Source organism: Massilia aquatica (genome assembly GCF_011682045.1).
In the GTDB taxonomy this organism is placed as follows: domain Bacteria; phylum Pseudomonadota; class Gammaproteobacteria; order Burkholderiales; family Burkholderiaceae_D; genus Telluria_A; species Telluria_A aquatica.
This window is the reverse complement of the sequence record NZ_VVIW01000022.1, coordinates 1-21598: the sequence shown is the minus strand read 5'-3', so window position 1 is coordinate 21598 and position 21598 is coordinate 1. Positions and strand designations below refer to the sequence as shown.

Sequence of the window (21598 nt, the reverse complement as noted above, 5' to 3'; positions counted from 1 at the left end):
CAGATGGCCGGCGTTTCGGTTGCACGAATTTCGCCAAATGAGGATGTTTTTTTTAAGGACGGCGACGTCTGCCGTGCGTATTTCCCGTGTCTTTATGGCGCACGATTGATCTGGCGCAAGGCATGCCATTTTGCGTCGATCAAAACCGCGTACCCGCTGTCTGAACGATCAGGGAGGAGAGATCTCATGAACGACACCTTACTGCGCAACTGGTGGCTGCTCGCTGTGCGCGGCGCCATTGCCATTGTGTTCGGCGTACTTGCGATTGCGTGGCCAGCGCTCACGTTGCTGACCCTGGCAGCCCTGTTCGCCGCATTTGCGTTGCTGGGCGGCGCGGTCTGGATATTTGCCGCCATCCGATACCGCAGCGACGACCGGCAATGGTGGATGCTGATGCTGCTTGGCGTCGTCAGCCTGGCCGTCGGCGTGCTGGCCACGTTCAACCCGGCCATTACCTTGCTCACGCTGATCCTCCTGATGGGCGCGAATGCGGTGATCAGCGGGGTGATCGATATCGTCATCGCCATCCGCGTGCGCAAATACATGCGCGGCGAGTGGCTGTTGCTGCTCAGCGGCGTGGTGTCGATCGTGTTCGGCCTGATCGTCTTGCTGTTTCCGCTCGGTGCCGGCGCCGTCATGCTGGCCACCATGATCGGTGTATATGCGATCTTTACCGGTGTGTTGCTGGTCGCGCTGTCGGTGCGCGTGCGTACCTGGTCGCGCATCAATGCCGGACGCAGCAGCCCGGCGGCGGGGACGGTTTAATGAAGTGCGCAGCACAGGCATGACGCGCAATGCCTGTGCTGCTGGTGGCGTTTAGCCCAACTGCGCCCGATGGAAGCGCAGATGGTCTTCCATGAAGGTGGAAATGAAGTAGTAGCCATGGTCGTAGCCGTCGTGCCGGCGCAGGTCGAGCGGCTGGCGTGCCTTGGCGCAGGCTGCTTCAAAGGCTTCCGGGTGCAGCTGCTGTTCCAGGAATTTGTCGGCCAGGCCCTGGTCGATCAGAATGCCGCCGGGGAAGGGCGCGTCCATCGCCAGCATCAGCTCGCTGGCGTCGTACTGCTTCCAGCTGTCGCGGTCGGCGCCGAGGTAGCCGCTGAAGGCTTTCTCGCCCCATGGGCAGAGGGTGGGGGCGGCAATCGGTGCGAATGCCGAGACCGAACGGAACAGGTCGGGGCGTTTCAGCGCCGTGACCAGGGCGCCGTGGCCGCCCATCGAATGCCCGAAGATGCCGATCTTGGCGGCGTTGACTGGCAGTTCGGCGATCACCAGCGCGTGCAGTTCGAGCAGGTAGCTGAACATGCGGTAATGCTTGCTCCACGGCGCTTCGGTGGCGTCAAGGTAAAAGCCTGCGCCGGCCCCGAAGTCCCATGCCTCGGTTTCGCCGGCAATGTTGGCGCCGCGCGGACTGGTGTCGGGGCCGATCAGGATCAGGCCTTCCTGCGCGGCCACGCGCTGGGCGCCGGCCTTGGTCGCAAAGGTCTCTTCGGTGCAGGTGAGGCCGGCCAGGTAAAACAGGGCCGGCAGTTTCTGGCCGCTTGGTGCCGCCGGAATGAAGGCGGAAAAGCGCATCGGCAGGCCGGTCGCCGTCGATTCGTGGCGGTAAAAGCGTTGTACGCCGCCAAAACAGGCGTGTTCTGATAAAAGTTCGAGCATCGGTCCGTCCAAGTGGTGAATGATGGCGCAAGTATGCCTTGTTGCGGGCAAGTCCGTCGCCCCGGCGGCCCCCGTTCCCGGAAGTCTTTACACCAGTTGCAGCCAGCCGAGCACGGCCCCGCCTGCCAGTATCCATAGCAAGTGCAGCCTGGTGCGCCAGATCAGCAGTCCGCTTGCCACCGTGAGCAGCCACAGCGGCCAGTCGGTGGCGAAGCGCTGGCTGGCGCTGCCGAGAATCCAGCTGGTCGACAGCAACAGCGCGATGACGACCGGCGCCATGCCCTGCTTGAAGGCGCGCACGGCCCGCAATTCGCGGTTGCGGTGGCCCCATTGGGCGGCGTACCAGGTCAGCACGGTTGAGGGCAGCAAGATGCCGCACATGGTCACCGCCACCCCCAGGAAGGCGGCGCCGGTGCTGCCGGCGTTCATGCCGACCTGCCAGCCCATCAGGGCGACGAACAGGACGTTCGGTCCCGGCGCGGCCTGGGCCAGGGCAATGGCATTGTTGAATTGCGCCTGGGTCAGCCAGTGATGCTGTTCCACCAGGTAGCGATGCATTTCGGACGTGGTCGAGATGGCGCCGCCGACCGACATCAGCGAGAGCATCAGGTAGTGTCCGAACAGGCTGAGCCAGTCGCTCCAGCTGAGCACGATCTGCGGCACGATCTCCGGCGCGCTCATGGCCGGATCCGGCGATAGGTCAGAAAACAGGCCAGCCCGCCCACGCCGGACAGCACATACATCAGCGGCACCCGCAGCAGCGCCACCAGCACGAAGCCGATGGCGCACAGGGTCCAGCACCACAGTTGCGGCATCGGGTTTTTGGACAACGCCAGCGACAGCTTCAGGCCGGTGGCGCCGATCATGCCGGCCGACACCGCCGCCATGCCGCGCAAGGCGCCGGCCACGCCCGGATGGTCGATAAAGCGCGCATGCACCAGCGCCAGCAGCAGTACCAGCACCAGCGGCAGGGCCAGCATGCCGGCCAGCGCCGCCAGGGCGCCGGCCAGGCCAAAATAGCGTCCGCCGATCATCAGCGACAGGTTGACCACGTTCGGCCCCGGCAGGATCTGGGCAACGGCCCAGTCTTCCAGGAATTCCTCATGGGTCAGCCATTGCTTGCGTTCAACGATTTCGCGTTGCACGACAGCCAGCACGCCGCCGAAGCCTTGCAGCGCCAGCAGGGTGAAGGAAACGAACAGGTCGGTCAGCGATTGCGGGCGCGGACGTGCGGTAAAGGACGGGTCGGTCATGCCGCATTATCGCGCCGGCCCGTCCCCCTGTCCATGCAAGCTCAGCCGCCGCCGATGCCGCGCATCACGCGTCCGCTGCCGCCGCATTCGGCGCAGGCGCGGCCGTCGCCCAGCTTGCCCTTGCCGCTGCAGACGTCGCAAATGTCCTCGGCGGCGCCGGGCGTGCCGGGTGCCGCTTCATCACCGGGGTTGAGGGTGGGTTCGGTAGTGACCGTTTCAGTTGGGATTGTCATGACGTCCTCGGCAATGAATGATGGGGATGCGCACTGGCGCGACCTGCCATTTTAAAAGCGCGCGAGAAGCTCAGGCGCTGCGTTGCCGAAGGCCACGATGGCGCAAAAAACTATGCCGGCAGCATATTTTTTACTGTTTCGATGGAACCTTGACATTGACTTTGATATTTATTGATGGATACTCGTTAGGCAACATCGGGTTCCCTTCGACGTTCTCGCCATGCCCTGTAAGGAAATCACAACATGAATCGACAGCACAGCCACGCCAGCGGCGGCCTCGCCCTGGCCGAACCGGATTACCAGCGCCAGGACCTGCGCCAGCGCGACATCGTCAACCATGCGATCCTGGTGCAGGAAAGCAGCAATACCATGTCCGCCATCGAGTACCTGAAATCGCAGGACATCCATCCCGACGTGATCGAGCGGGTCTTGCTGGAACCGCAGCGCCGGCGGAGCACGCTCCACCATTGAGCGGCGCAGGGTGGGGCGGCGCGAGCAATGCGGCGCGCGCCGGATGCTGTACGCATATCAGAATGTTATCGAACCACCCCTCTCCAGCTGCGTGCAAAACAGGCGGTTATGCACAAAAAAATCTTGTAGGAAATTTCTTATTATTTTTTACCGCCTTCTCCATTGACTTTGCAAGTGCTTGATTTATATAGGAATTATTTCTGCCTCACGAATGAGCATTTTGTTGAAACCCGCATCGTTACACGCTTGCGGACTGTCAAGGGGGGATTATCCACAAAGTTATCCACAGCGATTGTGGATATCCCAAAAAGTACTTTAGAAACGGCTACTTAGCGCAAGCATGGAGATTGTTGACCATCGCTTTCACACCGGGCGCGGGCGCCGTGCGACGGCTCAGGCAAAAAAGGGATGACGGTTTAACTTGCGTAATAATACTGTATAAATGTACAGTCGTGTCAATTCCAGTTTGAATGTCCGATATGACTAGCGCTGTTCCCCTTGACGCCCATGCCGACGGCGTCGACGATCCCTTTGCCAGTCTCAATCCCGCCCAGCGCGCCGCCGTCGAGCATGATATCGGAGTGGCGCCTGCCGATGCGCGGCCTTTGCTGGTGATTGCCGGCGCCGGTTCCGGCAAGACCAATACTCTGGCGCACCGCGTGGCGCGCCTGATCACCAGCGGCGCCGACCCCCAGCGCATCCTGCTGCTCACCTTTTCACGGCGCGCCGCCAACGAGATGACCCAGCGCGCCGGCAATGTGCTGCACAAGATCATGGGCCTGCGTGGCGGCCAGGCGCCGGCCACGCTGCCGTGGGCGGGAACCTTCCACAGCATCGGCGCACGCCTGCTGCGCGATTATGCCGGCCGCATCGGCCTGGACGAATCGTTCACCATCCACGACCGTGGCGATTCCGAAGACCTGATGGGCATGGTGCGCCACGAGATCGGCCTGACCCGGACCGAGAAACGCTTTCCCCTCAAGGGCACCTGCCTGGCCATTTACTCGCGTGTGGTCAACAGCCGCGAGACGCTGGCGCTGGTACTCCAGAGTACCTTTCCGTGGTGCAGCGAGTGGGACGCCGAGCTCAAGACCCTGTTCGGTGCCTACGTGGACGCCAAGCAAGAGCAAAACGTGCTCGATTACGATGATCTGTTGCTGTTTTGGGCGGAAATGGCGGCCGATGAGGAATTGGGCAAGCACATCGGCGGCCTGTTCGACCACGTGCTGGTCGATGAATACCAGGATACCAACCGCCTGCAGGCGGCGATTCTGATGGGCATGAAGCCGGGCGGCGAGGGTGTGATGGTGGTTGGCGACGATGCCCAGTCGATCTATTCCTTCCGCGGCGCCACGGTGCGCAATATTCTCGATTTCCCTAAACAGTTCGCGCAGGAAGCGCGCATCGTCACCCTCGACCGCAACTACCGCTCGACCCAGCCGATCCTGGATGCCTCCAACGCCGTGATCGGCGCCGCCCTCGAACGCCACGCCAAAACCTTGTGGACCGACAAGGTCTCGACCGTCCTGCCGCAACTGGTGCTCATTCCCGACGAGGCCGAACAGGCGCGCTGGGTCTGCAAGCGCATCCTGGAGCACCGCGAAACGGGCATGGCGCTCAAGGCGCAGGCGGTGCTGTTCCGCACCGCCAGCCACAGCGCCGCGCTGGAACTCGAACTCATGCGCCGCAACATACCCTTCGTCAAGTTCGGCGGCCTCAAGTTCCTCGAAGCGTCCCACATCAAGGATGTACTGTCAGTGTTGCGCTTTGCCCAGAATCCGAGCGGCAGGGTGGCCGGTTTTCGCGTGCTGCAACTGGTGCCGGGGATCGGCGCCGCCACCGCCACCCGCCTGCTGGACGCGGTGGCCGCGTCGGCCGAGCCGCTCCTGGCGGTCGAGCAATTTGCCGCGCCCGCCAGGAGCGGCGGCGACTGGGAACAGTTCGTTGCCCTGTTTCGCGCCCTGCGCGCGCCCGGCCTGCGCTGGCCCGCCGATATCGAGCTGGTCAAGAACTGGTACCTGCCCATTCTTATGCGACACGGACTTTGTTCACTAGCTGCGATAGTAGCCGCTGGCCAGTCAGAATTTAGTCTAAAGGGCCGGCTTACCTCGTGCTGGAGTAACCAGTTCGCTGTGTACGCGGCCGGTGGCACCAGTGTCAGTAATCCCATCCCTCTCCAACGAGTTTGTGGCCCCGTGAGGGGGCTTGACGAGAATGCTGTGCGCAGAATGTGAACAAGCTGATAGCGACGGATTTTCGTTGTCAATGGCTTGTGCACATATTCCGAGGGACTGTCTACAGCCAGAACTGCGCTGCAGCGTGCGATAGGGCAGCGAGCGGGCACACAGTGCAGATAGCGTCTGCGGGAAAAGCCGGGTTTCAAACGCCTGACTTCAGCTCGTGCCATGTTCGTACAGCCATTTTTCGACGTCAAATTTACGCCACGGCATCATTTTTGAGCCCGGAATGTGCTTCTTGGGCGGCAGGTTAAATGGTTGTTTTGCCATGTATCGGCGAATTGTCGAGGGCGGGAGTCCTATCAATGCTGCCAGTTCTTCGATGTCGAGATATTTCGTCACGTCCTGCTTCCCGTTCTTTTAGTCTGTAGTCTGGGATATAGCAAACGTATTTATGAGCCTCGTCCTTATACTCCAGGGGTAAGACCTTTTGCTGCGAGAGATGATGTGCGATAGTTGAAAGGTCAGGGCCCATCAGACCGACACTACTAGCATCCTGCCCGACAATGCCAGCTTTCCACCTTAGAAATTATGCACCATGCAGACCATAGTGTTTCTCGACTTCGAAAGTGCACCCTCCCGCCCGTTGCGTTTGGGTTACCTGCAAGGCCCAGGCTACCTGTTGCGTTTGAAAAGTGCACCGTGTTGCGCTTGTACCAAAGGTCGTCAACAGGAACAGGCGCACCTGACGAGCACTGTGTTGCTTTTGAAAAAACCGCCGAGCTATTTCTTCAAGAGGCGCTATGCCAATGACATACGCTAACCCGATGCGCCCACTTTTGCTATTGGACATAGACGATATCTTGTGTCTGAACCGCCCTTATGGCGGCTACGACGTGGCTCAAAAGGAGTGGCCCAGCGACCTTTTGTCACTACTTTGGCATCGCCCAGCGCTAGACGTTCTTGAGCCCCTGGTGCTCGAATTCAATCCTCAGATAGTTATAACGTCATCGTGGCTGCGTCTAATGCTTCTGCCCAGCATAGAGGCACTATTTCGCGCATCCGGTGTGCCATGGCTTGCCAATGGCTTTCATCCGAACGGAGAGGCATTGCAAGCGTCTGGTAAGACCAGGCTCGATGCGGTAGATGATTGGCTAGCCAACCATCACAATGGAGAGCCATACGTCATCCTCGATGACTCGCTGAGCGGAACAGGGCTTGCTGGCTCAAAACATGACCGTGCCGGACGCCTTGTGATGTGCCAGATTGACATTGGACTGCTGCCTACGCATTCAGAGCGCATCCGGTGGGCACTTGGAACAGCTCTTCGCTAGCTAGCGCCAATTCTGATTAAGGCATACGTCAAGCGTAATAACGTCCAGCGCCAAAAGCGCTCGCCATCGACGATTCAAATGGCCTCTTTACTGGTGTCCGCCAGGTGCAACACTTTTGCTCCGGCTAGGGTTGCATTTGCCCGATGTAAGCCGTCGGCGACTTGCTTGTACTCCTTCCAAAATCTCTCCAACGACGCTATGCCCCCGGCCAGCTGAACAGCCCGGATAAGGCTAGCATGGCCCGCGGCAAGAACTCGTGTTAGCGGGCTTGTAAAAGCGCGCAAATCTGGGTGCCATTGCGCGTGGCTTTTCGCCATGCGCGCGGCCGTAGACGCCTGCCGCGGGCTCCCACTGGGGGAAGAGCGTTCCCCAGCGGGCTTGATGCACACATCGCGAAATAGTCAAGCTACCCCGTCCCGGGCACGGCGGGGAATTTAACAAAAACCGCGTGCAAAGCCCAAATTTACGCGCTTTTCAAAGCCCGTTCACAACTCGCACCGTTTGCTCCAATTGTTCCACTTCACCTTGCGATTTGACTAGCCTTTCACCTAGTTTGTTGTTCTTCTCGGTAAATTGGCGCGACCGAGACGCGACGTGCATTCTCTGACGCTGTTGTGCGCTGGAAATGAGCGCTATTCGCTCATCGCTCCGTGTGAACGCTGACGCGTTTTTTAGTGTCTGGTGTCGACGCGCAACTTCTCTGACAGTCACGTCGATGTTCTCCACTATCAGCGAATCCAGAACCGCTGAAAGTTCGGCATTTTGAGGGTCAAGTAGAGGTCTCATTTGAAAAGGTCCGGTCGCGGGGTTGAGTGGTCAGTTCCGTGGGGGAGGACAGGCACGCCCGGCTGCGCTGCTAAGGCAGCGTCTACGCCTTGCACCAAGCGCTCGGCGTGCGAAATTTGATTCCGTCTGCCAACGGTCACAGCCGGCTTTGCAGCCGCAGAGTTACGCATGGCGAGCAAATTCTCGCGAAGCTCCTGAAGCTTTACAATGTGCTCGACCTGACCGCTGGGGGCAAAGTGTTTACATTCATCGAAGCATTTCAAGTGCCTCGCGCACGGATTGACGGAGAAGCTATTCGTGCAGAAGCCATAGGGTGTGACGTGGAATCCGTCTGAATTCGCCGCGAGGTAGCTGAATGCTGCACGGTCGCCATGCTCTCGTTGAATTCGGGCGAACGACTTCCCGACATGGCTTGTGCTGGCGATACCGGAAACGACCATTTTCGCTACAAGCTCTTGTGTGGTTCCCTTTTGTACCAGTCCCTGGGAAGCTTCCGGCAGGCTCACGAATTGAAGACGCTCAGCCAAGGTGCGGTGGTCGTACTGGTAGCTCTGGGCCACAGTTTTGCGACCGAACTGATGCGTGATGGCCGTGTCTGGTACGTTTTGACGAAAGAATTCCGTATTCATCAGGTGCCTCAGCGAATGAGACCTTAGTGCTAGCGCCCTCAGTTCCGGGCTTCGGCTGTACTTCGTGAAAAAGCTGTTTCCCTTGCGTTGACCGAGACAGGTTGCAACTGACTGGTCAGTTGTCAGGCGAACGGCTATTCGGGCCCGCCTGGCGTCGTCGAACCGAAATTTCTTCCGTAACGGAGTGCACAGCAGCAAGAAATCGGTCACTTTAATTGTCGTGCCCGACGTAGTCTTGAACGTACGGAAATCAGACTCCGGAAAAGAAGCTTTATCGCTCCACTGACCCGCTAGAGTCGTTCGTAGCTGAGTGGTTGCAGGTTGAGCTTCCTCGACGGCCTTCACAACTGCCCCCTCAAACCGCCCTGGTACCCACTGAAATGCCTCAACCAGCATGTCGGGCCCTCCGTCGGAATGCTTCTCCGCAAAGTAGCGAAGCCGCAAGGACTTTCCAATGCCGCCGACGTCGCCCGCCGACTTCCCAGTTACGACGTCCATGTGCTCATGCCAGTCGAGGCAGTCATATGGCAACATGCAAATCTCGTTCAGCCGCAGTCCAGTGAGAATCATAAGGCGAACCGCACAGAACCAAATGCGGTCGTTGTGGTGCTGCGGCTCTTCCTGAAAGACGATTCGCGTCAGTTCCAGAAGCGCATCGCGCTCAGGGAGTTTTTCATTCCGAACACGCTCATTCAGGCCCGTCGGCAGTTCAGATGCCCTTTGTTTCGTCAACTGGGGGCTAACGGGACAATTCACGGACATGAGACGCTGGTCGAGAATCTGCGCAATGCAGCGTAAGTCGCGCTGAGCCTTGTTGGTCCACGTATGCGCGGCGATGAGCTGGGCAAAATCATCTTCTCGGAGTGCCCAAGGCGGCCTTCGCGTCAAGGAAAACAACCGTCGGCATGCCTTGGCGGATGCCTGAGCCGTAGCGAGAGATACACCAGACGTACAGCGGTGGACCAGCACGGCTTTGACGAAATCCTGGCAGGCATCTGAGAGTTTCTCGCCTAGCGGGAGTACGGCAGCCGGTACTCCGTAGGAACGCATGTTTTCGCGCGTGTCGACTTCCACGGCAAAGGTGGTGCAGCCCCCGCCATGAGACCTGTGACTTCCGTTCAATTCCGTAGGTCCCAGTCGTTCTTTCGAAGAATTCGGCCATTTATCTCTACATCCAGATTCCAAGATAGACCACACTGAGCGGCAACGCTTTGCTTTTCCTCAATGAAGGCGGTGTAAGCGCCTGGTGGAGGTCCGTAGGATTCGCGAGGGAGCTGAGCTAGTTTCATTTAGGTTTCCGTTCAACAGCATCAATGCAAGCCAACGCCTCTTGAGCGCCGGCCAGCGCACGGGTTAACTGCCGGTAGGCCGCGTTCTCACTGCCGATACCGCGACGCAAATAGACCGCTACCTGCGACCTCATGCCCTCGACCGCATCTTTATGCGAATTGCTGTCTAGTGAAGGCATGAATTTGGGGCACCCATAGCAGGAGGTGACCGGGTTATACGTGCAACTGTCCTGGCCGGACTTGCAGATTCCGACGCCCGCAACCAGACGGTCTCCCACCACGGCGCCAATCTGCTGATGCTCGGACGCAGCGGCAACATCCTCGACCGAAACAAATTCGCGGTTAGCCAACGACAAGAGTGTCGTATAAAGCTTGGAGGCGCCGAGGGCAGTGTTGATGAGCTCTGCTTGCTGCATGCTGGCCTCGACATAGGCCGCAGCGGTTCTTATGCATGTGTGCCCCAGAAAGTTCTGAATACTTGCCCGACTCTGCCCCGCGTCAGGCAAGCATCTGCGCACCGGTGTGACGAAGGTTTTTCGCGTGGCACAGAGGGGCCACGCCAAATCGCTTAGCAAGTCGGGCGACGAGGAGCCAAATTCGCTGTGCCCCTACAGAGACGCAGAGACGAGTCCTGCCTTTCGACGCTGCGATAGCATGTTGTCGAGCAAGAATGGAGACCCACTCCGGTTTAACCTGTCTCAAAAGTTCGAATTCGTACCCGTCCTTTTGCTTCGCAGCGTGAAACGATACGACACAGGTCAAGTCTCCACTCGCATCGTTAAAGAACTGAACATGATGGAGGTCCAGGCAGACGACTTGAACTAGGCGCACGCCGTGTTGAAACGTCAGGGCCAGCGCTGTCGCGCCTTCGACCTCATCCACTGATAAGTCGTCAGCCTTAGCTGCTGCGTCAAGGACTCGAACAAGTTGCGCCTGCTGTTGAGCGGAGATAATACGGGTTCTCGAGTCAATCTCTGCGAACTTCTTCTTGGCGGGCTCGCTGTACCCGGTCGTCAACGAGTTGATGACGGGCAAATGTTTGGCACGCCAAGGGCCAACCTCCGCCGTGCACGCATATCGAAGCAATGTCTTCATCGAGGACACGACATTGCGTCCGCCAACGACACTGTCGCGCCACGTGGTGCGTAGTGTCGTTTCGTCCGCAGATAGTAGTCGCATATCCAGTGGCCAATGAAGAACAAGAGTATTCGCGAACGTCCTCAGTTCCTTTGCGGAGCCATTCTTCTTAAGGGAAAGGGCCAACTGCCGCTGTAATTGGCCTACTGAGCCTGGCGCAAAGTCGATGAAATATCGGCCCCCCGCAGCGACGATGACCCAACTGGCAGCGTCCGCTCGGAAAACGGATTCGACCTTGGAGTACTTGTCGTAGATGGACAGAACAGCTGGAGCTACTGGCCAGCGCCAGGTCGTTGGTTCTCCCCAGGCCGGTTGCGCGACAGGGCTTGGGGAGACGCTATCAAAATTGTGCGACGCGATGGTCATCAAGTTGCGCTCCAGAGTACGTTCATGCGAGAGTCGAATATGTCGGCCCAGCCCTTCATCAAGTCGTCCTAAATTGCCGCTCGCGCATAGTGCTCAGGCATGCTCGACGTAACGGACCACCCGAAGAAGGCTCGCACGCGTTGCAGCGACAGCTCGCGGTTCTTGTCCGCCGCCATAAAATGCACCCACCGAGCTGTTGCACACGTGTGTCGCATGTCATGCGGCGAGACGTGCTCCTTCCCGCCCGAGCGGTCAAAATAGGCGGTCCGAGCATCATCGGAGAGAGCACACGACAGCTTGTCGAAGAGCTTTGTGATGGATTCGGCAGACAGCGGCCGACCAGCCTGCTACGTCAGCAGGTATGGATGGTCGGCGCCCCCGACTCGGTGGTCACTAAGGTAGAGAAGGTAGAGGTCGGCAAGGCCCTGAGAAACGGGTACCTGCCTGTGAGAAGACTCAGTCTTAATCCCGGGGGCGGTTGAACGTAGGTCAAAATCGTAGCAAGTGGTCACGTCAAGCCAGTTGACGACTTCTCCCGTGTCGTGGTCGACCTCGCTCTTCAACGAGTAGCACTGAAGCAGCATTGCCTCGCCGCGCCGGAGTCCGCAGAGAAGCAACAGATTCACGATGACCCAATTGCGCCACCTCACACTTTCGACTCGAAAAGCGGCCTTGGGGCTCGCAGGGTTCGCTACCTCCATCAGGTCGCGCAATGTCGCAGCGGGCAACGCGCGCCTGAAACGAAAACTCCCGCGACGGGGACGCGGCATTTTACCCATACTGTACAGCAGCGAGGATAGCCGGCTCCACTCGTCACTTCCCGTAGCCAGGTGCCTAGCGTGCACCTGAAGGAACTGGCGCACCACATCCCATCGTTGGACGTCGCCAGTGGTGCGGTCTTCGGTCGCGGTCACGTGCAAATAGAAGGCCTCCAACATGCACTGAACGGCTCCCGCGTCCCGACGACTAATTGCGTCGTCGAGGGAGTCCAGACCGTATTTCTCATCGCAAAATGCATAGAAGATGGCGAGGTGCCGCAGCTTCAACTTGCGGGTGTTCAGGCTGGCCGATTGATTTACAAGGCTGAATGCCCACACCGTAGCCCAAAAGCGGGGCAACATTCGGTGCGGTTCGACGATGAGCAAGCCAGGTGGCGCGGGTAGAGTTAGGAGCATTGAAACGCAACGTTAGTGGAGTTACGCTTGTATAGTTCCTCGTTTTAAACGCAACACTACAGAAGGTGCGCATGTGACATCGACGACGTGCTCGCAATCAGTCGCGAGTACACCAGCTCTCAGGTCATGACAACCTCAAATCAAGTGACCTCGACTATTGGCCAGAGCTTTGGGCAGGCCTAATGTTTGCCGAGGCGCGCACTAACTTGGCGGCGCTGCATAGCGAATTCTGGCCGCAGTATGTCATCAGTTCGTCGTGGTCAAACTACCTGACGCGCGAGCAAATGCAAGTAAATTTTCCGGCGCACGGAGCTTGATTTTGTTGCCAATAATATGCACAAGTGGTGGGCGACGCCTAAGGGCATGGGACCGTCGCGGACGGACGCCAGACTTTCCGCCTCGTTGAAAGCGAGTATACAAGAGCTCGAAAGTATGGAGGGGACTGTGCCTCCTGAAGAGATGTTGCGTTTAATAATGGCGAGCCTTAATGCCTATTCCCTAGCGCTCAATCGACCAACTTAGTCGAAAAATATCCACGTCGGCAATTTAGCTTTGACGCGGTGCCGGCCTTGTATGGATGCTGCCGCTGGCACAGTAGCCGCTCCACGAGCACCACGCAGCGCGGACCGATGGTTTCGGCCCGCGCGGTGAGCGTCTGCGCATTCCAGCCTGCCACCTCGCGGTGCGCCGGCGGCATATGCACGGCTATGGTCGTTTGGAGGCCCTTGAAGGCGCACTGGACGTGACTGGCAATGCGCTGGCCACGCTGAAACACCTCGACCGTCGTGCGCGTCATGCGCACCCTGACTTGGGCGCGCGCGTGCTGGCACGGCACGGAGCGTTAAGATTTTTTATTTCCATATGCTCTCCGCGTAAAAATTTTAAGCAAAAAAAAGCCCCTGCATTTAGGAGCTTTTAGAATTTTTCGCGCTTTCTTATTAACGTGGGGCCGTCTTCCGCCACAAACTTTCGTACTTCAGGCGCTTATGTTATTAACGTGGGGTCGTCTCTCCGCCACAAACTTTCGTACTTCAGGCGCTTATGTTATTAACGTGGGGTCGTCTCTCCGCCACAACTTCACCACCCATATTGGCAAACAATCGGCACTTTGTCAACCCCGCGAGTGTCTGAGGCTCACACGAGGTCCGAAGAGTTGGCAGGTGCCGCCCTTCAACAGTATAGGCACGTTCTCAAATGTTTGCCTAGTTACCAAGGCTAGATGGTTCCAGGTTCAGATTACTCAGGAAGAACATTGTAAAACCAAAAGCAACCTCGGTTGGCATAACGCGGGGGGCATCACAATTTCGCGAGCTGTCGAGCCGCATTTGTGCACAAACTAGACGCCAGCCCTGTTGTGTATATGGACGCTGCGGCCCAACCCCCGATTCATTTGGATGCCATACACCTAGGCAACAGCTCCGCCACCAACAATAATGACTCGCTTTTGGGCGCGAGTGATTCCGGCATAGACCAAGGTCCTCAAGGTCGGTCAGCATTTCCATGGTAATGGGGCAACGTTCACTGTCGTCCTAAGTACGAATGAAATGGCGGATACGCCATCATCAGGGAGCGATGGCCCGCGTGTAGAACGTATACCCACGTGCGCACGTTCGCGGTCTTCGGATGCTGTACCGAGTTCTAGGTTCCCGACAGCCTGCATAGCGACGTGTCGAAGGCTTCGAGCTTCGAGCCAGACATCAACCCTATCTACCACGACTCGGCCCCGCATTATGGCGCGGCAGCTCTGCCGGCGCACGCACCGGCCCAAGGACAAAGCCGAGGGGGCGCTACATGAAACTGCTCAAGCAGTTGGCCACGACAGGCGTGCTCGTGATGGACGATTGGGGGAAGGCCGTGGTCGACCACGCAAACCGCCTCACATCGAAAGGTGATTCGCTGCGGTAAAAACGGGCTAAATTGATAAGCTCGAAACTTCCGGAGTAAAAAACAACCTCAACCCCGCGCCATTGCGCCCAATGTGTCCAGATGGCGTGGAATACACAGTCGGGCCCTTGTTGACCTCTGCCCCATGGGTATCAAAGACGACCTGACAAGGTTCGTGTGTACGGATTTTTCTTTTAGTTGCGCTATTGCAAGGCAAATAGAAAGTGAGCAGCTATCGGGGACCGTTCTCGGCGTCGAGCATCGCGCCGGACAGCCTATATGACATTCGGAAGTTCGAAGTGTGATGACCGAAACGCCGCGGCTAAGCTGATGCCGGTGCCGGCACAAAAACTTGAATCCGCTGTTGTAGGTGCATCCGCAATGACGGCATAGGGGGAAGAAGCGCTTTTGTGAGGGTGCTAATGCTGCAGCAAATCTACGATATCAACCCTCAGCACGTCGGCCAATTTCTCAATATTGTCGAGAGACACGGTCTCGAGAGCTCCCTCGAGGCGAGAAAGAAACACGCGGGAAAGACCCGAATGCTCAGCCAGAACATCCTGGCTCATACCTCTTTTTGCACGCCAATCCTTTAGATTATGTGCGAGTCGTTCTCGTGCTGTTTTGACTGTATAAGGGCGGCTCATGACAGTCGTAGCATGAGTGATATACCTTGCTCGGTCTATAAAGTATACGATACAATATTTCACAATGCGGCAAAAATGGCTTGCCATGTGCTTCCGCGTACCTCTAGTCGCTGTTTTTTACTGCCATCAATAGGGGTAAGGAAGCCTGGCGCGGTTCTGCTCCTTCGCATTGACTAGCAGAACGCATCCACATGGCGTTTAGACCAACGCAATTTTTAACTACGAAATGACTTCAGCCCAATTCCTTTCTTCCTACTGTATTTTTTCAGCTGCAGTGGCCGCATTCCGCGGAGGGCTTCTGTCCCCAGGCCGAACCGATGCCGATAGCAAGGCCGTGGCGAAAGCGTTCAGGGAAGCCACCAAGGGGCTGGCACAGGCAGATTTGGTGCACGTGACCGAGTACTTACATTGGATATCCGCGCAGCCAGATTGCGTTGAAAGTAACCGAACCCAGGCATACGCCACAGAATTCCGTCTCGACCGGGCCATGGCGAGAAGTGGACGTGAGTTAATCGACGATGGAACCTTAATCACCGCAAGTGAGCTTTGCCTTCGCACCGGCACCGCTGAAGGTCACTTACTCAAGTTGGTACGTGAACGAAAAATCTTCACGATGCCGCACTGGGTTGAGGGTGTCTTTGGCGAGGACTATTACCCTGCTTTTTTCGCTGAATCGCACTACGACTGGACTTGTCTTACTGCTATCTCAGAAGCGTTGCTTGGCATTGATGGAATTCGTAAATTTCGCTTTTTTACGACCGAACACCCAGACTTGGACAACCAGACACCGTTAAAAATGCTAGCGGCTACAGCGCGACACGGTGGCGCCGTAAACCGCGAACATGTGCTTGAACGTGTGCTACTGGCTGTAAAGGAGTTCCGAAAGCGGGCACCTAAACTGAGGTTAAAGCTATGACACTGTATGACGAAGCTCACTCTAATTACACGTTCGTTAAGCGAGCGTGGCGGCATCTGCTGCTAGTAGTTGCCGCCCTCACGCCGCTGGTCAGTCACGCTCACACCGCCATTGCGCAGGTCGACGGGACACCACACGGTACGCTTTACGCGGCGTGGAGTTACCAAACTCAAAAAGAAGCTGACTTAGCCGCTGTAAAAGGATGTAGAGCCGCAGCAAAACAACGCGGCCTCACTAAAAAGGCGGCAACGTGCGCCGTCATGCATAGGCAAAAAGGGTTCGGGGGCGGCGCGATAGTATGCGGCGCGGCGGGCAGCAATCTCAGCACAGGCGTCGATACGCAACAAGATGCCGTGGACCGGGCATTTCGCCAATGCGAGCAACAAAAAATGGAGAATTGTCGAACTACTGACATCATTAGTTGGTGGGACGAGGCTGGATATGGCCAGCGCAATGACACGAAACGGGAGCCAAACCGCAGTGCGGGCCGCCACCAGGGCGAACAGTTCGGTCTATCTACCAGTGCAATAACGGCGACTGCGTACGTACGTTTGAAAACGGCTGCACGCTGAGGTTTAAAGCACCATATTGCCACGACCCCAGCAGTGGAAAATGGGACTGGAAACCGGACGGATGCTAGCCGTGGATACGCAGCAGCCTCCCATTCTAAGCGAGCTTTCAGGAGCGGTGCGGCTGCAATCCGAACGCAGGGATTGGGTACGCGTGTTCGGGTATGAAAACGCGTTAAAGCGGCTATCGTCCGCACTTCAAAAGCGCGTGATTGGTGCCGCGACGTTTCCAGCGCCAACTCGGTTTGGCACCATATCTTTCGATGAGGAGCAACGGGGGCTTACGCATTAGTTAGCACTTAATGACGACCACTTCGCGTGGCCGGTAGAGCGCCTGCATCAGTTGGTTGCGCCAACCAAACCAGACTTGGCGCTCGTTGAGCCTGGCGTCACCGCAACCCTGGCGATAATGCTCGAAGCGCTGTGCGCTGAAGTTCGCCTTGATGCGGTAACAAGCGTCATGGGGTCAACTTCGACAGTAGATTCCCTTTTTGCTTTGCCCAACGTCACAGAGGAGGAGGTCTTCCGCGCACTTGAGGAGGATGCCAGAGTCGAGGAGATACTCCGACAGGCTCGAGCACGGCGTGGCGAGGTTATTTAGCCGTCCGGTAGCGCCGTCTTGTACTCTGCCACAGCAGTTCGAGCCTCACGTCCTTGCACCTCAGTTCGCGGTTTATTATCGGCGGAGCCGATGCCAACCGCTGCACGGACGACTGTTTCCTGGGCGGTAGTCGCAGCGCGTCAAGTGAATTCTGAATAATGCACGCTGCATTTTTTGAATTGAAAGCGAGAAATCAAATGTCAACTTTGGAACAGAAGAGTAAGTTGCTGTCTCGCTGGCTTAGACACCGGCCAGACGCTATCGGACTCGAAATCGATAAACACGGATGGGTTGACGTTGCCGAATTGCTTTTGAAATCGGCGGGCGCCGGCATCGCACTCACTCAAGACGAGCTAGTGCAAATAGTGGTTGACAACGATAAACAGCGGTTCTCGTTGAATGTGGACCGGACGCGTATCCGCGCGGCACAGGGGCACTCTGTCGACGTCGACCTGAAGCTTCCCGTCAAAACGCCACCCCCAGTACTTTTTCACGGTACAGTACAAAAGTTCATTGCTTCGATTCACCGGCAAGGACTGTTGCCAGGAACGCGTCGGGACGTACACCTGTCTGCGACGAAGGAGACTGCAGCAGAGGTCGGGGCACGAAGGGGTGCCGCAGTCATACTCGTCGTCGAGACACACCCACTGCTGCGAGACGGATATCAGTTTAGGCGTTCGGAAAACGGCGTGTGGCTGATTCCGAGCGTCCCTTCGAAGTACCTTCGGTTTCCAGATACATGAAATCAGAGGGAGCTCTTGGATGGTTCTGTCCAACAGGATTCGAGCGGCAGGCTGCGACCTGTAGCGGAAAAGGCGGCAGCAATAGTCAACCGAGTTCCGAGGGCATACCGAGTCATCTCAAAAGAGCTGTACCAATGAGAAATGAACAATTGCAACCATGGCGAGAACCGGAATACGAACTATTGTTGCGTTACCGGGCCGCAAGGGGCAACAGATGCGTGACAGTGAAAGCATGGGTCAAGGGTCGCTCTGGGTCTGCTATTGTGATTTTGACGGACTATGCAGCATTACCGTAGCGTTCCATTTGTCGCAGAGGGAGACACCGTCGCGTCCGCCAAGGGCGTTGGCTTTGAAATGCCGGGCTCGTGCTGCATTACCGGGGCTGCCAAATGCAACAGATGCGCGACAGTGAAAACGTAGGTCCCGAGGCGCTCTGGGTCTGCTACTGTGATTTCGATGAACTATGTAGTTATTGCTAACCGTTGCTGAAGCTGTCATAGGGAAGCTGTGCATTCGTTGGCCAGGTGCGTTGCTTTCTCTCTTGGCCGCGATTGTTGCGTTACCAAGGAACCGCTATGCAACACAGGTCGCTAAGTACCAATGAGAGGCGTTCGCTACTTTGCTACCTCGACTACGATGGAGTGACCCATTTTGACTCGGTCTATGTAAATCCTAATCGCGGGATTCACATGGCGGTACCAGGCCCAAAACTGTTCGAATGGGCGCCAATTCTGGAACTTCTGCTACAACCCTTTCCCGAAGTTAAAATTGTGCTGAGCACGTCCTGGGTCCGCCTTAAAAATCTTGAATTTGCGAAGGCTCAGCTTCCGCCGAAGCTACAGGCAAAGGTGATTGGCGCGACCTTTGACAATCGCGTTACGCAAAAGCTAGATTTCGACCTGATGCCCAGAGGTCTTCAGGTGTGGAGGGACGTCGAGCGTCGCAAGCCCGCAAATTGGTTCGCGATTGACAATGATGAGCGAGGCTGGCCGAGCTGGTGTCGGGACCGTCTCATCAAAACTGAAGACCACCTTGGATTAAGCGATAACAGTGTGCAGGAAGCTATTCGCAAGCTCCTAGTTTCGCTCTGACCAACTATCGCCGAAGCGCCCCCGTTCATCTCCTAAGCGAGGGGCGGTATCGGGCGTTAGGAGGTCGCCGGGGTAGGCCTTAAGGGTATGACCAGGCCCATTGGCGGAATAGCTTGCAGAGCGCCTGTGGCCCGCGAGATGTCACGGTAGTCCCGCCAGAACGTCTCGAGGGCGCTCATGCCGCCGGCTCGAGTAACTGCAGTAATCATCCCTACATGCGCGGCTACCAACGTTTTGACGAATGCCTCAAGTTCTTCCACTCGCTGCAACGCGGTAGCGAGGGCGCCTTTTGTCACAAGTTCGGTTTTATCCATGACCCCCGCCCGTATAGACCGGAACTCACGCTGTTTTTCCTGAAACCCGTTTATAACTCTCGTGCGCTCTAGGTCTCGCGTGAATGCTGAGGCGTTCTTCAAGGAGGGATGCAATCGTGCTGCGGCTCTAACGGAGATGGTTTCGTCCTCGGCAAGCAGTCGTTCAAGCACTGCGATTAGTTCGTGGTTGTGCGGGTCGGTTCTCAATTTCATTCAAATACTCCTACAGGTTGGGACGAATGGTCGACCCCGTTGACGAAAACTGCGGCTCCAGGCATGGCAGCCAATGCGGACTCCACGCCTGCGATTAGCTTGGTGGCATGTTCAATCTGATTGGTACGGCCCACTGATTTGATGGGCTTAGCATTTGCTCGTTCGCGTGTCGCGACTAAGCTCGCCTTTAAGGCTTCCAGGCTGAATCGGTGCTCCTTCTTCTCGGATGCAACAAAGTGACCACAGTTGTCGAAGCACTTCAGATGACGCGCGCATGGGTTTAGCGAAAATGAGTTAGCGCAGAAGCCATACGGCGTCACGTGGAAGCCATCAGCATTAGCCTTCAGGTACTCGAAAGCCGTGATGTCGCCCTGTTCACGCTGGACCTTCTTGAATGACCTGGCGATGTGGCTCTCAGGCGCAAGACCACCAATCACCATCTTACCGATGAGCTCGGCCGGGCTACCGCCCAAGAGGTCTTGACCTACCTGAGGTAAGTCGATGAAGTCTAGTTTTTCTAGAAGGCTTCGATGGTCATATTCATAGGATTGAGCTACGCTTTCCCGTCCGAAGTGATGGGTGATTATCGTGTCAGCGACTGCTTGGCGAAACAGCTCAGTGTTGAGTAGATGTCTAAACATGTGCGCATTCAGCCTGTAAGCGTGTACTGCTTCGGTTGCGCCATATCGACCGAAAAGGCTTTTGCCGCTGCCTAACAGTCCAAGGGCGACGCTGACCTGTTGGGGGCTGAATGTATTTATTGCTGCGTACATGTTCAAGTCAGCATCTCGATAGTTTGACCGTTTTGCAGGTACGAGGAACAAGAGCTCAGAGGCCGGCATATCGGTGTCATCGGGCAAGCGAAATTGGCGGAAATCCGACTTTTTCCCGAGCTGTTCACTAAAATAGCGTTCCAGGCGTTCTGCCGTAAGGGTGGCGGAAACCTCGCTTGCAGGGATGTGCAACGCCTTACCGAGCAAGGTTTGCGGGGAAATTGACTGGTCATTTGGCCAATTCAAGCCAAGGAGCTCGCATGCTTCAGTGAGTGGAACTTCATCGTTCGGTGCGTACTGCCAAATATGGCGGCATCCTGCGGAAAACTGGTTGCGGAGCGTACGGCGCAGCTCATCTGTCGCTGCCTGGATGAGCCCCACGGTTTCGCGAACAATCCCCTGAAACCTAACCGGGATATATTGTCTTTTTTCGTGCAAGTGCATTGCCGATAGTCGGCTGGACGTCTTCTCCGCGAAATAGCGCAAGTACATGACGGTCTTGGCGCCGCCCATTTCCTCAACCAAGTCAGCGCTGGTTGAGAGGGTCAACCCTTCTTCTCGCAGACAGTCCACCGGCAGGTTCGTCACCTCGTAGACGCGCAGACCTGTGAGTAACAACAGCCTCAACGCGTAAAACCGCATAGCATCGAAATGACCTCGAGGCACTTCACGCCAAATGATTCGAGTTAGCTCGTAAAGAGCTTCACGGTCGGGCAATTTTTCCGCTGATTTTCGTTCGGAAAGAGTGTGCAGTATGTTGGGCAGCTGCGTCCGCGTTGCCATCACCCCGTCGCGCAGCGTAATCACTTTTCCTAAAAAATTTTCATCGAAGTAGCCGCAGATAGCTTTGAACTTTCTAGACCGTTGCGGAGCTAGTGAAAGCCCGAGGCGCAATTCATCTGCTGTTAAGTCCCAAGGCTCCTTGGACGTAATACTTGCTAGCGCACGGACTGCCCGGTGAACCTCGGACGCTGCGACAGGCGTACGCTGCTCAACCCTGCATTTGTACACCACCACACACTTGGCAAAGTCCCGCCAGGCGGAAGTCATCATAGATGCCGTCGGGAGCCTAGACTCCGGCACTCCCCGGTCTAATGCTGCTTGGCGCAGTTCTCGGTCAACGCTGAAGTCCTTGAACCATGTCGCGTGTTTTTTGGGGTGCCCGTTCAGTTTTCGCAGGTCCCATGCATGTTCTTGGGAAGCCATGCCATCGACATGCTGTGGTCAAGTAATTTCGGACACCACGATAGGTTCGCGTACTGCCATTTTCCGTTCGTAGACGGCGGGCGACAGATTGCCCAATGCTGAATTGATGCGTTTGCAGTTGTAGAAGCCGACGAT

At 57.0% G+C, this 21598-nt stretch carries 21 protein-coding genes; 8 read left to right on the top strand and 13 right to left on the bottom strand.

Annotated elements, in window-relative coordinates; translation table 11 throughout:
- Positions 1-186 precede the first annotated feature (186 nt).
- Positions 187-765 (top strand): HdeD family acid-resistance protein, encoded by a 579-nt coding sequence (locus F1609_RS26415; protein ID WP_167079630.1) that lies wholly within the window; start codon positions 187-189, stop codon positions 763-765.
- 51 nt (positions 766-816) lie between these two features.
- Here the strand turns inward: F1609_RS26415 and fghA are convergent, their stop codons facing one another.
- The 4 genes from fghA to F1609_RS26395 form a co-directional block, all read right to left on the bottom strand.
- Positions 817-1656 (bottom strand): S-formylglutathione hydrolase, encoded by an 840-nt coding sequence (gene fghA, locus F1609_RS26410; RefSeq protein WP_167079628.1) that lies wholly within the window; start codon positions 1654-1656, stop codon positions 817-819.
- An 87-nt stretch (positions 1657-1743) separates the two neighbouring features.
- Entirely contained in the window at positions 1744-2337 is a 594-nt protein-coding gene (locus F1609_RS26405) for a chromate transporter (protein WP_167079626.1), read from the bottom strand.
- A complete protein-coding gene (locus F1609_RS26400) occupies positions 2334-2909 on the bottom strand; it encodes a chromate transporter (protein WP_167079624.1) in 576 nt (191 codons plus the stop codon). Before F1609_RS26400 ends, F1609_RS26405 begins: the two co-directional genes overlap by 4 nt.
- A gap of 41 nt (positions 2910-2950) precedes the next feature.
- Positions 2951-3142 carry a hypothetical protein gene (locus F1609_RS26395; RefSeq protein ID WP_167079622.1) on the bottom strand — a complete coding sequence of 64 codons (192 nt, stop codon included), beginning with the start codon at positions 3140-3142 and terminating at the stop codon, positions 2951-2953.
- Positions 3143-3385: 243 nt separating this feature from the next.
- On the opposite strand from F1609_RS26395, the gene F1609_RS26390 reads away from it, so the two are divergent.
- Positions 3386-3613 carry a hypothetical protein gene (locus F1609_RS26390; protein ID WP_229422083.1) on the top strand — a complete coding sequence of 76 codons (228 nt, stop codon included), beginning with the start codon at positions 3386-3388 and terminating at the stop codon, positions 3611-3613.
- A 470-nt stretch (positions 3614-4083) separates the two neighbouring features.
- A complete protein-coding gene (locus tag F1609_RS26385) occupies positions 4084-5847 on the top strand; it encodes an ATP-dependent helicase (protein ID WP_370661679.1) in 1764 nt (587 codons plus the stop codon).
- A gap of 159 nt (positions 5848-6006) precedes the next feature.
- On the opposite strand, the gene F1609_RS26380 is transcribed toward F1609_RS26385, so the two are convergent.
- Positions 6007-6192 carry a helix-turn-helix transcriptional regulator gene (locus tag F1609_RS26380; protein ID WP_167079620.1) on the bottom strand — a complete coding sequence of 62 codons (186 nt, stop codon included), beginning with the start codon at positions 6190-6192 and terminating at the stop codon, positions 6007-6009.
- Between the two features lie 401 nt (positions 6193-6593).
- Between F1609_RS26380 and F1609_RS35435 the strand changes: the two genes are divergently transcribed.
- On the top strand, positions 6594-7124 hold the full coding sequence (locus F1609_RS35435; RefSeq protein WP_370661678.1) for an HAD domain-containing protein: 531 nt from the start codon (positions 6594-6596) through the stop codon (positions 7122-7124).
- A gap of 782 nt (positions 7125-7906) precedes the next feature.
- Here F1609_RS35435 and F1609_RS26370 read toward each other — a convergent pair.
- The 6 genes from F1609_RS26370 to F1609_RS35430 all read right to left on the bottom strand — a co-directional run bounded on the left by F1609_RS26370 (position 7907) and on the right by F1609_RS35430 (position 15037).
- On the bottom strand, positions 7907-9613 hold the full coding sequence (locus F1609_RS26370) for a hypothetical protein (RefSeq protein WP_167079616.1): 1707 nt from the start codon (positions 9611-9613) through the stop codon (positions 7907-7909).
- Between the two features lie 211 nt (positions 9614-9824).
- On the bottom strand, positions 9825-10244 hold the full coding sequence (locus F1609_RS26365) for a hypothetical protein (RefSeq protein ID WP_167079614.1): 420 nt from the start codon (positions 10242-10244) through the stop codon (positions 9825-9827).
- An 82-nt stretch (positions 10245-10326) separates the two neighbouring features.
- Complete coding sequence (locus F1609_RS26360; protein WP_167079613.1) at positions 10327-11334, bottom strand: hypothetical protein; 1008 nt, start codon at positions 11332-11334, stop codon at positions 10327-10329.
- A 344-nt stretch (positions 11335-11678) separates the two neighbouring features.
- Positions 11679-12476 (bottom strand): hypothetical protein, encoded by a 798-nt coding sequence (locus tag F1609_RS26355; protein ID WP_167079612.1) that lies wholly within the window; start codon positions 12474-12476, stop codon positions 11679-11681.
- Between the two features lie 535 nt (positions 12477-13011).
- The gene (locus F1609_RS26350; protein ID WP_441294933.1) at positions 13012-13341 is read right to left on the bottom strand and encodes a Mu transposase domain-containing protein; all 330 of its coding nucleotides are present in this window, start codon (positions 13339-13341) and stop codon (positions 13012-13014) included.
- Between the two features lie 1468 nt (positions 13342-14809).
- The gene (locus tag F1609_RS35430; protein ID WP_167079610.1) at positions 14810-15037 is read right to left on the bottom strand and encodes a helix-turn-helix domain-containing protein; all 228 of its coding nucleotides are present in this window, start codon (positions 15035-15037) and stop codon (positions 14810-14812) included.
- A gap of 226 nt (positions 15038-15263) precedes the next feature.
- Here F1609_RS35430 and F1609_RS26340 point away from each other — a divergent pair, with 226 nt between their 5' ends.
- From F1609_RS26340 to F1609_RS26325, 4 genes are all read left to right on the top strand, one after another.
- Entirely contained in the window at positions 15264-15953 is a 690-nt protein-coding gene (locus F1609_RS26340; protein WP_167079609.1) for a hypothetical protein, read from the top strand.
- Entirely contained in the window at positions 15950-16525 is a 576-nt protein-coding gene (locus tag F1609_RS26335; RefSeq protein WP_167079608.1) for a hypothetical protein, read from the top strand. Before F1609_RS26340 ends, F1609_RS26335 begins: the two co-directional genes overlap by 4 nt.
- A 756-nt stretch (positions 16526-17281) precedes the next feature.
- On the top strand, positions 17282-17866 hold the full coding sequence (locus F1609_RS26330) for an RNA 2'-phosphotransferase (protein ID WP_308609580.1): 585 nt from the start codon (positions 17282-17284) through the stop codon (positions 17864-17866).
- 575 nt (positions 17867-18441) lie between these two features.
- Positions 18442-18957, top strand: a complete 516-nt coding sequence (locus F1609_RS26325) for an HAD domain-containing protein (protein ID WP_167079607.1) — start codon at positions 18442-18444, stop codon at positions 18955-18957.
- A gap of 56 nt (positions 18958-19013) precedes the next feature.
- Here F1609_RS26325 and F1609_RS26320 read toward each other — a convergent pair whose 3' ends face one another.
- Complete coding sequence (locus tag F1609_RS26320) at positions 19014-19484, bottom strand: hypothetical protein (protein WP_167079606.1); 471 nt, start codon at positions 19482-19484, stop codon at positions 19014-19016.
- On the bottom strand, positions 19481-21310 hold the full coding sequence (locus F1609_RS26315; protein ID WP_167079605.1) for a hypothetical protein: 1830 nt from the start codon (positions 21308-21310) through the stop codon (positions 19481-19483). Before F1609_RS26315 ends, F1609_RS26320 begins: the two co-directional genes overlap by 4 nt.
- Positions 21311-21598: the final 288 nt, after the last annotated feature.

Excerpts from the sequence above, each read along its gene's own strand:
- F1609_RS35430 (WP_167079610.1), bottom strand. The coding sequence starts at position 15,037 with ATGAGCCGCCCTTATACAGTCAAAACAGCACGAGAACGACTCGCACAT.
- F1609_RS26390 (WP_229422083.1), top strand. The coding sequence starts at position 3,386 with ATGAATCGACAGCACAGCCACGCCAGCGGCGGCCTCGCCCTGGCCGAA.
- fghA (WP_167079628.1), bottom strand. The coding sequence starts at position 1,656 with ATGCTCGAACTTTTATCAGAACACGCCTGTTTTGGCGGCGTACAACGC.
- F1609_RS26325 (WP_167079607.1), top strand. The coding sequence starts at position 18,442 with ATGCAACACAGGTCGCTAAGTACCAATGAGAGGCGTTCGCTACTTTGC.
- F1609_RS26365 (WP_167079614.1), bottom strand. The coding sequence starts at position 10,244 with ATGCAGCAAGCAGAGCTCATCAACACTGCCCTCGGCGCCTCCAAGCTT.
- F1609_RS26415 (WP_167079630.1), top strand. The coding sequence starts at position 187 with ATGAACGACACCTTACTGCGCAACTGGTGGCTGCTCGCTGTGCGCGGC.
- F1609_RS26335 (WP_167079608.1), top strand. The coding sequence starts at position 15,950 with ATGACACTGTATGACGAAGCTCACTCTAATTACACGTTCGTTAAGCGA.
- F1609_RS26315 (WP_167079605.1), bottom strand. The coding sequence starts at position 21,310 with ATGATGACTTCCGCCTGGCGGGACTTTGCCAAGTGTGTGGTGGTGTAC.
- F1609_RS26340 (WP_167079609.1), top strand. The coding sequence starts at position 15,264 with ATGACTTCAGCCCAATTCCTTTCTTCCTACTGTATTTTTTCAGCTGCA.
- F1609_RS26330 (WP_308609580.1), top strand. The coding sequence starts at position 17,282 with ATGCACGCTGCATTTTTTGAATTGAAAGCGAGAAATCAAATGTCAACT.
- F1609_RS26395 (WP_167079622.1), bottom strand. The coding sequence starts at position 3,142 with ATGACAATCCCAACTGAAACGGTCACTACCGAACCCACCCTCAACCCC.
- F1609_RS26400 (WP_167079624.1), bottom strand. The coding sequence starts at position 2,909 with ATGACCGACCCGTCCTTTACCGCACGTCCGCGCCCGCAATCGCTGACC.
- F1609_RS26320 (WP_167079606.1), bottom strand. The coding sequence starts at position 19,484 with ATGAAATTGAGAACCGACCCGCACAACCACGAACTAATCGCAGTGCTT.
- F1609_RS35435 (WP_370661678.1), top strand. The coding sequence starts at position 6,594 with ATGCCAATGACATACGCTAACCCGATGCGCCCACTTTTGCTATTGGAC.
- F1609_RS26385 (WP_370661679.1), top strand. The coding sequence starts at position 4,084 with ATGTCCGATATGACTAGCGCTGTTCCCCTTGACGCCCATGCCGACGGC.
- F1609_RS26405 (WP_167079626.1), bottom strand. The coding sequence starts at position 2,337 with ATGAGCGCGCCGGAGATCGTGCCGCAGATCGTGCTCAGCTGGAGCGAC.